12 protein-coding genes are annotated in these 10,303 nt (G+C 57.3%); 5 read left to right on the forward strand and 7 right to left on the reverse strand.

Features of this window, described 5'->3' with window-relative positions; all coding sequences use genetic code 11:
- Position 1 precedes the first annotated feature (1 nt).
- Positions 2–1,492, forward strand: coding sequence for a PLP-dependent aminotransferase family protein (locus GHO25_RS01980; protein WP_153389734.1), 1,491 nt, complete (start codon positions 2–4; stop codon positions 1,490–1,492).
- A 7-nt stretch (positions 1,493–1,499) separates the two neighbouring features.
- On the opposite strand, the gene GHO25_RS01985 is transcribed toward GHO25_RS01980, so the two are convergent.
- Positions 1,500–1,949 carry a helix-turn-helix domain-containing protein gene (locus GHO25_RS01985; protein ID WP_153389735.1) on the reverse strand — a complete coding sequence of 150 codons (450 nt, stop codon included), beginning with the start codon at positions 1,947–1,949 and terminating at the stop codon, positions 1,500–1,502.
- Positions 1,950–2,070: 121 nt separating this feature from the next.
- Between GHO25_RS01985 and GHO25_RS01990 the strand changes: the two genes are divergently transcribed.
- Entirely contained in the window at positions 2,071–3,297 is a 1,227-nt protein-coding gene (locus tag GHO25_RS01990) for an MFS transporter (protein ID WP_153389736.1), read from the forward strand.
- Here GHO25_RS01990 and GHO25_RS01995 read toward each other — a convergent pair.
- From GHO25_RS01995 to GHO25_RS02020, 6 genes are all read right to left on the reverse strand, one after another.
- Complete coding sequence (locus tag GHO25_RS01995; protein ID WP_153389737.1) at positions 3,285–3,827, reverse strand: dihydrofolate reductase family protein; 543 nt, start codon at positions 3,825–3,827, stop codon at positions 3,285–3,287. The two genes, GHO25_RS01990 and GHO25_RS01995, sit on opposite strands and share 13 nt — an antisense overlap.
- Positions 3,828–3,912: 85 nt before the next feature.
- Positions 3,913–4,323, reverse strand: coding sequence for a RidA family protein (locus GHO25_RS02000; RefSeq protein WP_153389738.1), 411 nt, complete (start codon positions 4,321–4,323; stop codon positions 3,913–3,915).
- Positions 4,324–4,387: 64 nt separating this feature from the next.
- Positions 4,388–5,122, reverse strand: a complete 735-nt coding sequence (locus GHO25_RS02005; RefSeq protein WP_153350636.1) for an SDR family oxidoreductase — start codon at positions 5,120–5,122, stop codon at positions 4,388–4,390.
- A 317-nt stretch (positions 5,123–5,439) separates the two neighbouring features.
- Positions 5,440–5,892, reverse strand: coding sequence for a GNAT family N-acetyltransferase (locus GHO25_RS02010; RefSeq protein ID WP_153389739.1), 453 nt, complete (start codon positions 5,890–5,892; stop codon positions 5,440–5,442).
- Positions 5,893–5,926: 34 nt separating this feature from the next.
- The gene (locus GHO25_RS02015; RefSeq protein WP_153389740.1) at positions 5,927–6,358 is read right to left on the reverse strand and encodes an MAPEG family protein; all 432 of its coding nucleotides are present in this window, start codon (positions 6,356–6,358) and stop codon (positions 5,927–5,929) included.
- On the reverse strand, positions 6,355–6,669 hold the full coding sequence (locus GHO25_RS02020; protein ID WP_153389741.1) for a DUF2834 domain-containing protein: 315 nt from the start codon (positions 6,667–6,669) through the stop codon (positions 6,355–6,357). Before GHO25_RS02020 ends, GHO25_RS02015 begins: the two co-directional genes overlap by 4 nt.
- Positions 6,670–6,789: 120 nt before the next feature.
- On the opposite strand from GHO25_RS02020, the gene GHO25_RS02025 reads away from it, so the two are divergent.
- The 3 genes from GHO25_RS02025 to GHO25_RS02035 all read left to right on the forward strand — a co-directional run.
- The gene (locus GHO25_RS02025) at positions 6,790–7,596 is read left to right on the forward strand and encodes a helix-turn-helix domain-containing protein (RefSeq protein ID WP_153389742.1); all 807 of its coding nucleotides are present in this window, start codon (positions 6,790–6,792) and stop codon (positions 7,594–7,596) included.
- 279 nt (positions 7,597–7,875) lie between these two features.
- Positions 7,876–9,636: a type VI secretion system baseplate subunit TssF gene (gene tssF, locus GHO25_RS02030; RefSeq protein WP_153389743.1), complete on the forward strand. Its 1,761-nt coding sequence runs from the start codon at positions 7,876–7,878 to the stop codon at positions 9,634–9,636.
- 227 nt (positions 9,637–9,863) lie between these two features.
- Positions 9,864–10,303, forward strand: a 440-nt coding sequence (locus GHO25_RS02035; protein ID WP_256677140.1) for a contractile injection system protein, VgrG/Pvc8 family, incomplete at its 3' end; no start/stop codon positions are given.

The following is a 10,303-nucleotide window of genomic DNA, read 5'->3' on the forward strand; positions in this document are numbered from 1 at the left end:
TATGGTCCAGCTTCGCAAATGGCGCCCGCTGCTCAAACTCGATGGCGCGCAGCCGCAAGCGTCATACAGAAAGATCATCGAAGGGTTAGTGAGCGCGATTGTCGAAGGCCGCCTGCGCCCCGGAACGCTGTTGCCCGGTACGCGGGAAATGGCCCGTCTGCTGGACGTCAATCGCAAGACGGTGATCCTTGCCTACGAAGAGGCAGTGACCAAAGGCTGGTTGGTCAGCCTTCAACGTCGCGGCACGTTCGTCAGCACACTATTGGCGCCGGGAAAAGTTGCGGCCCCCAGTGCACCCACATCATTTGCCCTGGCGCTCAAGCCAACCCCTGCCGCGATCTATTTCGACCCGGGCGAGCAGGTCATCGCGTTGCAACATCAGACCGGGGCGCTGTTTTTCGATAATGGCGCCTCTGACCATCGCTTGCTGCCCCAAGCAGTGCTGCACCGTTACTACCGCAACGCTTTGCGCAACAGTTTCACCACCAACACCGTGCGCCATGGCAGCGAGAGCAGCAGCCAGTACCTGCGCAACGCCCTGGCCGAAATGCTGCGCCATAATCGCGGCCTGGCGGTGGATGCGCAGCAGATTTGCCTGACCCAGGGTGTGCAGATGTCGCTGTACCTGACGGCCAGCGTGATGCTAAAACCCGGCGATGTGGTGGTGGTCGAACGCCTGAGCTACCCCCCGGCCTGGGAAATTTTCCGCCAGTTGGGCGCGCGATTGGTAACCGTGGATCTGGACGATGAAGGTTGCCGAATCGATCAGCTAGCAGACTTGTGCCGGCTGCACAGCGTGCGGATGGTCTATCTCACCCCTCACCACCAGTTCCCTACCACCGTCAGCCTGCGTGCCGGGCGTCGTCAGCAACTCCTGGAATTGGCCCGACTGCATGATTTCTGCATCATCGAAGAAGACTATGACCATGAGTACCACTTTGCCGGCCGCCCCTATTTGCCTCTTGCCAGCGACAGCGCGCAGCGGCATGTGATCTACATCGGCTCGCTGTCCAAATCGTTGGGCAGCACGTTTCGTTGCAGCTACATCGTTGCCCCGCCGAATCTCATCCAGGCCCTTGAGCGCACCGCTGCGGTGACCTTGGGCCAGGGCGATGCCGTCATGCAGCGGATGCTGGGGGACTTGATCAACGACGGCGAACTGAAGAAGCATCTGCGACGGGTCTCCAGAGAATACCGCCAGCGCCGGGACACGCTGCTCAGTTGCCTGCGGGCAGCGTTTGCCGAGCAGATATCCGTACAGGAACCGGAAGGAGGACTGGCGCTGTGGGTCCGGTTCGCTGACTCAATCGACGTCAACCAATTGGTGGAAAAAGCCTTGGAGCTGGATCTGGTGATACGTAACGCTCGCCAGTTTTCACCCGACGATCACCCTGAAAATGCCCTGCGCCTGGGCTTTGCCTCGCTCAACCAGGAAGAAATCCGCAGCGCTACACAGCGCTTGGCCCAGGCGGCGCAGGCGATCAAGCGGTAAAACGCATTTACAACACCTCTTTATCCACCCGTGTTTGCTCCGCAGCAATCACCCGACCGTCCGCCGCCACTGGTTGCATGAGCGGCAGCGGTTGCTGTGTCACGGTATCCAGCAGTCGTGAATGGGCTTCGTGCGGCCCGAACAAGTGCTGCTCCCCCCATTGGCGCAGCGCCACGACCAAGGTAAACAGGCTCTCGCCCTTGGCTGTCAGCACGTACTCCTGATACGACGTGCCATCGGATGCCGGGCGCACCTGCAAAATATCCGCTTCAACCAGCGCCTTGAGGCGCTGGGTCAGAACACTGCGGGCCACCCCCAGGCCACTTTGAAAATCGCCAAACCGGCGCACGCCATCGAAGGCGTCCCGCACGATCAATAATGACCAGCGATCTCCAATCAAGTCGACCGTTCGTGCCACGGGGCAGGTTTGCGCTGAAAGGTTGTGGGTTTTGCTCATGCCGGTTCCTTGGTGTGTGTCGGACATCAGATCGAATCAAAAAAGCAGTTTCATTTTAAGACTGATAGATCTAGAATCAAATCGGTCTTTATTTGAGACTGGATTAACCAAAGGTTCGACTATGTCCATTGATCAATGCCTGTCCACCCGCCCCTTGACGCCTGGACCCGCGAATACGCCCATGCCGCGCAGCCTGGTGGGGCTGTTTGCCTGCGCGAGCGGGTTGAGCGTCGCTAACGTCTATTATGCCCAACCGTTACTGGATCAAGTGGCCGCCGATTTTGCCATTAGCCAGGCTGCGGTTGGCGGTGTCATCACTGCTACTCAAGTCGGTAGCGTACTCGCGTTGCTGCTGATTGTGCCGCTGGGCGACCAGATGGACCGTCGTTCCTTGATGTTGATGCAGATTGTCGCCCTGATCGGCGCACTGTTCTGTGTAGGTATGACGCACTCCCCGACGGTGATGTTAGTCAGCATGCTGGCCATCGGTCTTATGGGCACGGCCATGACCCAAGGCCTGATTGCCTATGCCGCGACGGCCTGTTTGCCGCAAGAGCGCGGGCGCGTAGTGGGGACAGTTCAAGGCGGGGTCGTTATCGGTCTGCTGCTGTCACGGCTGGCCGCCGGATTGATCGCGGACATGGCCGGTTGGCGCTGGGTGTATCTGGGCGCGGCGCTGGTGATGGTGGCGCTGGCGGTTACGCTCTGCATATCGCTGGTTTCGCAGCGTCCTTCTACGCCTCCCATGCCCTACCCGAAGCTGGTGTTTTCAATGTTCACGCTATTGAAAAACGATCGCGTGCTGCAAGTCCGCGGCATGCTTGCGCTGTTTATATTTGCGGTGCTGAGCATCTTCTGGAGCGCGTTGGTTTTTCTGCTGACGAGCCCGCCCTACTCCTTTTCGCATACCACCATCGGCACCTTTGGTCTGGTCGGTGTGGTCGGTGCTTTGGCGGCGGCACGTGCAGGCGTGTTGGCGGACAAAGGGCTGGGTCAATGGACCACCGGTTTATCACTGGCGCTGCTGATACTGGCCTGGCTGATGCTTGCGCTCACCCCCTGGTCCATCCTGTGGCTGGTTCTTGGCGTGGTGGTGCTGGACCTTGGCGCCCAGGCCATTCATGTCACCAATCAGAGCATGATTTTCAGTACCAGCACGGGTACACACAGCCGGGTGGTTGGCTGCTACATGCTGTTTTATGCCGTGGGCAGCGGCCTCGGCGCACTCGCCTCGACCACCCTCTACACACTGTATGGGTGGACGGGCGTTTGCGCGCTGGGCGCCAGCGTCAGTCTGACAGCGCTGGTGTTCTGGGGGCTGACGCTAAAAGCCACTCAAAGCACTTGATAGCGACTTTGCACAAAGCCGTTATCGGACATCGACGAGTCGATCAGGCGTAATTTCTGTTCGGTGCCCAGCGGGCCAAATAAAGGGATACCCCGGCCCAGCAACACGGGAATGCGGGTGATGACGAGCTCATTGATCAGGCCTGCCGCAAGAAAAGCCTGAACGGTCTGCCCACCGTCGATGTACAGATGCTTCATACCGCGAGCCGCCAACTGCGCCACGATATCGGCCGGCTCGCCTGCCAATACTTCAACCTTGCCTTGCAAGGGTTCTGGCAAGCTCACGCCTAGACGGGAAAGCACGATGACCGCTTTATCCGCATAAGGCCACTCAGGAAATGACAGCACCTTGTCCAGGGTTTTGCGCCCCATGACCAACGCATCGATGCTGTTCATGAAGTCTTCGTAGCTGAGGCCATTCAACGCAGGGCACTCATACTCAGACGAGTGCAGCCACTCAATACCGCCATCTTCCCGTGCGATAAAACCGTCTACGCTGGCGGCGATAAACACCGAGCATTTGATATCCATAACCTGCAGCTCCTTTTTTTTGGGCGCCGTTTATAGCATGAACGGCACCACGAAAGCTGCGCTGATTAGCGCGATAGCGCTGAGCTTAGTCCCTCGCAGACGCTGATCGCTGCACGGCGATGCACTTGATCTCCACCAGTAAACCGGGCTTGGCCAGTTCACTGACGCCAATACAGGTCCATGCGCAGGTGTTGCGGGGGAACAGGCTGTCTTTCACCTGCCTGAACAGCGGCATGTGCTGGTTCATGTCGATGTGATAGGTGGTCATTTCGACCACATCCTCAAAGCCACAGCCACCGGCTGCGAGCACCTGGCGAAGGTTTTCCCAGGCGGCCAAAAACTGTTGTTCGGGGTCTTCTATCACCACTAAATCCGCCGTGCGCCCGACCTGACCTGCGCAATACAGCGTTGTGCCGACTTTGACCGCAGGCGCATAACCGGCGCGCTCAGCCAGCAATTTCATGGTGTCTGGAACGATGATCTGGCGATCACTCATGGTGTTCACTCCCAACCCACCGCTTTGGCGATGGGCGCAGCTTGCTGGCAAACGTTAACAGGACTCAAGGTTCCTGACGGGTTGGCGCAATGACGATTTCGCGAATACACACGCCTTGCGGCTGTGAATAGGCGTAGCTGATGGCTCTGGCGACATCTTCCGGCGACAGAACAACACCGCCCATGCCTTGCTTCCACTCTTGATAGCCGTCCTTGATGCTTTCGTCAGTGGTGTGGCCCAGCAGCTCAGTTTCTACCGCGCCTGGCGCGATGGTCACGACCCGCACGTTGCTTGGCGAGAGTTCTTCACGCAGGTTTTCGGACAACCCATGGACCGCAAATTTGGTGCCCACATAGACGGCATGATTCGGGAAGGTTTTATGCCCGGCCACTGAACCGATGTTGATGATGGTGCCGTGCTTGCGCGCAACCATGCCGCTTGCCACAGCCAGTACTCCGTTGAGCAGGCCGCGTACGTTGACGTCGAGCATCGTGTCCCATTGAGACGGGTCCTGTTCGCTCATGCTGCCCAGCAGCATCACGCCCGCATTGTTGACGATGGCATCCACCGGGCCGAATTGTTCTTCGGCCTGTTTCACCGCGTTAACCACCGCCTCACGGTCGGTCACGTCTACCGACAAGACCAGCGTATTGGGCAATTGCAACGCCAGCATGGGTTCCAGCCGACGGGCCAGCAGCAACAATGGGTGGCCTTCGCTCGAGAGCAGACGTGCGGTTGCCAGGCCAATCCCGGAGCTCGCACCCGTGATAACGATCAGAGGTTTTGAAGTAGTAGTCATAGCAGGTGCTGCCCCTCAGGTTTCCAAAAGACCGATGTCTATCAGCGAATCAAGGTCGCCATTTTAGAGACCCAAGATCACAAAAAAAAGTTTTCGTCGCTCTGATCGCAGAGCAATCGACGACATCTTGAACCACTTGGCAAATTGACAACGCGGCCTCAAAACCGATGAACACATACCCGTAGCAGTTGACGAGCTTTGCGAGGCCACGTCCGGCTGCGCAGCAGTCGTAAAACCATGCTCTGCGGTGTGTCAGTTAAATCTGGCACTGAGGATTTGCGATCGCTTCGCAATCGGACGTAGCCTCGCGGTGCTCGTCAACTGCTACGAAGGGTTGGGATGCTCTTTTCAAAGCGGATATCACCCTCAGGCAGATCTTTCACAGGCTGCCAGCCAAGTGCTCGATAAAAGCCATTGGCGCGACTGGCTTCAGCGGTTTCCAGCCATATCGTGGAGTGCTGCTCAAACAGAAAAGCCTCCGCTTTCGCCATCAACAGGCGACCCAGACCGAGCCCCTCGTAGTCCGGCAAAACGAAGGCTGCAAAAACGCACGCGTCTTGCAGATCAGCCATGGAAAACCCGACTGGGGTGCCATCGACCTCGGCAACCCAAATGCAGGGTGCGTTCGCAATGACTTCGCGGATAGCCTCTGGCGTTACGCCGATGTCTGCCAATTGCTCACGTGACAAATGGTTTTCCCGAACACGGGTTCGAATTTCAAAAATGGTGTCGATATCGCCGACATTGGCAACTCTTATGGTTTTTTTCATAGCCTGTTAACTCCCTTGCAGGTCATTAATCCCCTCACAGCGTCGCTAGCGCCCTAAGCCCGACCATTGCGCCCAGCCCCGACAGGCAAACAATGCCGACGGCATACGCGACGGTTCGCCAAGGCTGCCACCCTGCCAGATAGCACACAGAGTGCAACACGCGCGCCACGCTGAACACGCAGAATAGCCAAATCGTGGCACCACTCGACGTCTCCAATGCACAACACAAACCGCCCAATACAAAGAACAAAGGGATGTTCTCCAGATCGTTAGCCCAGGCTTTCGCGGCGCGTGCGACTTGCGGCAATTCCTTCGGGCTGACCGGGCGGTTGAAGTAACCTGCGTCTTCACGATTGGTAAAGGCCAGGGACTTGATGCGATAGAAGCCTTGATAGCAGGAAAGCGCAAACATCTTCACGCACAGCACCACCACGCAGAGCGCGTAGACACTCAACACGCCGCTCATGGCTGCGCCCTGTCTTTAAAACCATTGACCACGATGTACAGCAACGGGCCGATGGATACGAATACAGCCGTCAGCATGAAGTAAGGCAACAGCGAGACCTTAGAGCGGCCCTGCCGTTGCGCATCCCGGTACATCCATACGCACGCCAGGGCCGCCATCAAATAGAGGTCAATCACCACTTGAGCGGTGTCGGGGCTGGACATCAGAGCCAGGCCAAACTCAATCAGTGGCTGCTCTGCCAGCCACAGGGTATAGGCCGTGTACACAGAGAAACCCAGTAAAGCGACAAGGGCGAGATACGGTCTTTTCATGTCTTCATCCAGGAAAACTGCAACGACTGATGGGAGGCCCACGTTAGTGATACTTTTGCCTGCTCAGCAATGACCTCACAGGTCATGGACTAATCCCGTTTGCACTGCCAGAGTTCGCCCATGAGCAGCCCACCGATTCAGCGCACCCCACCCACGATCACCGCCGGCCCACTGTTGCGTGAGCTTCGCCGCCACGCCCGATTGAGCCAGCTTGAGCTGTCTCTGATCACCGGGGTTTCCCAGCGCCATCTGAGTTGCATCGAAACCGGGCGGGCCAAGCCGAGCCCCGCCACGCTGCATCATTTACTGATGGCCCTCGAAGCGCCCCTTGAGCAGTGCAACAGTGTTTTTCTGGCGGCGGGTTATGCGCCCCGCTATGAAGCCACCCCGCTGGCCTCTCCCGCCATGGACGCGGTACGCGAGGCCATCACTCATGTCCTGCACGCCAACAACCCGGCCCCGGCCATTGTGCTGGGCAGCCAATGGGAAGTGCTGGCCGCCAATGCCAGCACTCAAGTGCTGTTCGACCTTGTCGGCCTGCCGAGTGATTCGGCACATGGGTTAAATCTGTTAGTCACCCTGCTACAGCCCGGCGGGCTGGGTGATCATTTGATCAATGCCGACGAAATCCGCCATGTTGCCTGGCAGCGCGCTACCCGCGAGGCATTGGACAACCCCGCCCTGGCCAGAATACTGGAGCGCCTGCCCGCACCAGACGCCCCTGAAACAGGCCCCGGCGAACTCCCTCCGCTGGTGTTGACGCGTATTAAATGCCCGCAGGGCGAGCTGAACTTTATGTCCACGTTCACCACCTTCGGCATGCCGCTCGACATCACCGTCACCTCACTGCGCATCGAACATTTGATTCCGGCGGATACACACACCTGGCAAGTCATGACAGCGGCATACGAGCAATCGCGCCTTTAGCCCAACTGTACCTTCGCCCAAACAATGTCTATGTAGGAATTAACTGTCAGACAAAAACATCATCACAGGTAAGTTCGCTCCTGATTTCTGCTAGATGGTTGTGACTGCATAGCCCCCTGCCTAGACTCACTTCATGTAGGGATAAGTACTCACTGCGCAGTTATTCAACCTGAAACTGTCCACTCATAAAACCTCACAGCTGTTAGTTGCAGGAAGTTTCTTACAAATACTTCCTGCAACTAACCACCCGAACTCAACCCTTTATTAATCGGTATCGCCATGTCCTTGAAAGATCGCTTTGCGAAAGAACTTCGCGACCTCCAGGAGTTAGGGCGCGAGTTTGCTGAGGACAATCCGCAGTTGGCACCTTTTCTAGGGCCGGGAGCCAGCGACCCGGATGTGGCGCGCTTGCTGGAGGGCTTCGCTTTTTTGACCGCCAAGCTGGCGATGAAGATTGAAGATGATCTGCCCGAACTCACTCACCCGCTGCTGCAAATGGTCGCCCCGAATGCTCTGCGGCCATTGCCCAGCACCACGCTCATGCGCTTTGAACCGGTGCAACATGCGCTCAGCGGCTCGCAGATCATCCCCAAGGGCACACTGTTGCATGCCAAGCCGGTCAATGGTGTGAACTGCACCTTCCGCACCTGTACCGACGTGCACCTGCACCCGATGGTGGTCAGCAGCGCCAGTGTCTCCCACAGCGTGCAAAAGTCCGTTATCAGCCTTGAGCTGCAAGCTCTGTCGCAACAGCCCTGGAACCAGATCAACTGCGACCGGCTGGATTTCCACCTCGGCGTCAATAGCGCCAACGCGCTGGTGCTGTACCAATGGCTCTCACAGCACCTCAAGAGAATCAGCCTGGGCATCGGTGATCATCAACTCAGCTTGCCGCCAAATATCTTGAGTTTTGCCGGCTTCGAACCCGATGACGCACTGCTGCCTGGCTTTGCTCCACACGAGAACGGCTATCGCCTGCTGCAGGAGTATTTCTGTTTTCCCGAGCGTTTCCATGGGTTCACGCTCAAAGGCCTGAAGCGCCATTTGCCCGAAAAAACCAGCGAAACCGTGCGCCTGGAGCTGCATTTTTCAAAACCGCTGCCCGCTTCAGTAGAGATCAGCCCCGAGACGTTCTGCCTGTACTGCACCCCAGCCATCAACCTGTTTGAGCACCCGGCCGAGCCGATCCTGCTGGACGGTGCAGAACTGAATCAAATCGTACGCCCGCGCACCCGGCGCCCGGAGGCTTACAGTATTTTCAGCGTTGATAGGGTGAGCGCCCGTCAACGTGACCCCGAGTCACTACAACCCGAGCGGCGTTTCGAACCTTACCAGTCGCTGGCCCATCGCGTCGAAACCGCCAGCGAACAAGAAGCGGCCTATTACAACCTGGCGGTTGAACCCGAGCTGCTGACGCAACAGGCCAGGCATACCCTCAGCCTGATACACGGCAATCAGCGCCCTTACCTGGGTCAGCGCGAAGAACTCAATGTTGCCTTGACCTGCACCAACAATGACGTGCCCCAGCAACTGGAAATCGGCGATATCTGCCTGGTGACCCAAACAACACCGGCCTTTGCCACTTACCGCAACCTGACCCGGCCGACACCTCAATACCCGCCCGTGTTTGACGGTGAAGCGCATTGGGCGCTGATCTCCAACCTGTCGCTGAACCGACTGTCCCTCACCTCACCCGCCGCGTTGAAGGCAGTGTTGCAGGTCTACGACTTCATCGCCCCCCATGACCTGCAGCATCAGCGGGCCACCCAGCACCGCTTGAATGGCATCAAAAAGGTCAGCAACCAGCCCATAGACTATGTGTTCAAGGGCATCCCGATGCGGGGCAGCCAAACCACGCTCTGTGTCGATCCGGCAGCCTTCAGTGGCGAGGGCGATTTACAGGTGTTCGGCAGTGTCCTGTCGCACTTTATGGCGTTATACGCCAGCAACCAGTCTTTTCACCTTTTACACATGGTCAATATTGCTCGCGATACCGCGTTCACCTGGCCTGTTCAAACTGGCCAACAAGCCAACATTTAAACGTGTTAACGGGTGTGTATTTATATAAACAGACCTGTCGAATAAACAACGAGACGCCATAGACGAATAAATATAAAAGCATCTTGCCTATCACATCAATAAAACAGGCAATTCAAGCCTGACAAGCGTACCTACAAACACTTGCACGTTTATTTAACCGTGGGCACTTACATGCCCGAACACTCATTAATTAAACCTGCCCATGCACTTAATATGCGGGAGCCTTCATGCCCTCTTCACAGAATGTGCGGTTTACATTCAGTTCAACAGCCGACATTGCCTTTGATGTGGTGTCATTTGAACTGAGCGAAGGCATCTCTGAACTTTTCTGTTTAAACGTTGAATTGATCAGTGAATCCGCCAATGCCGACTTCGCCACCCTGCTGGACAAGCCCGCCACACTGACCCTCTTCCAAAATGGCCAGCCAGTGCGGTACGTGCACGGGTTGATCAGCCAGTTCGAGCAAGGCAAGACCGGCTTTCGCCGCACCTGGTATCGCGCCCGTATCGAGCCCGAGCTGGCCCGCGCCAACCTGCAATCAGACTGGCGCATCTTTCAGCAGCGCAGCGTGCCGCAGATTCTCCAGCAGTTGTTCAAGGATCGCCACTGGGGCGCGTGTACCCAGCGCCTGACCGAGCCTCATCAAACACGCGAATTCTGCGTTCA

Origin of the sequence: Pseudomonas sp. FSL R10-1350 (assembly GCF_009600525.1) — a bacterium.
Taxonomy (GTDB): Bacteria; Pseudomonadota; Gammaproteobacteria; order Pseudomonadales; family Pseudomonadaceae; genus Aquipseudomonas; species Aquipseudomonas helleri.

Coding starts and splice junctions, on each gene's coding strand:
- GHO25_RS01980 (WP_153389734.1), top strand. CDS start 2: ATGGTCCAGCTTCGCAAATGGCGCCCGCTGCTCAAACTCGATGGCGCG.
- GHO25_RS01985 (WP_153389735.1), bottom strand. CDS start 1,949: ATGAGCAAAACCCACAACCTTTCAGCGCAAACCTGCCCCGTGGCACGA.
- GHO25_RS01990 (WP_153389736.1), top strand. CDS start 2,071: ATGTCCATTGATCAATGCCTGTCCACCCGCCCCTTGACGCCTGGACCC.
- GHO25_RS01995 (WP_153389737.1), bottom strand. CDS start 3,827: ATGGATATCAAATGCTCGGTGTTTATCGCCGCCAGCGTAGACGGTTTT.
- GHO25_RS02000 (WP_153389738.1), bottom strand. CDS start 4,323: ATGAGTGATCGCCAGATCATCGTTCCAGACACCATGAAATTGCTGGCT.
- GHO25_RS02005 (WP_153350636.1), bottom strand. CDS start 5,122: ATGACTACTACTTCAAAACCTCTGATCGTTATCACGGGTGCGAGCTCC.
- GHO25_RS02010 (WP_153389739.1), bottom strand. CDS start 5,892: ATGAAAAAAACCATAAGAGTTGCCAATGTCGGCGATATCGACACCATT.
- GHO25_RS02015 (WP_153389740.1), bottom strand. CDS start 6,358: ATGAGCGGCGTGTTGAGTGTCTACGCGCTCTGCGTGGTGGTGCTGTGC.
- GHO25_RS02020 (WP_153389741.1), bottom strand. CDS start 6,669: ATGAAAAGACCGTATCTCGCCCTTGTCGCTTTACTGGGTTTCTCTGTG.
- GHO25_RS02025 (WP_153389742.1), top strand. CDS start 6,790: ATGAGCAGCCCACCGATTCAGCGCACCCCACCCACGATCACCGCCGGC.
- tssF (WP_153389743.1), top strand. CDS start 7,876: ATGTCCTTGAAAGATCGCTTTGCGAAAGAACTTCGCGACCTCCAGGAG.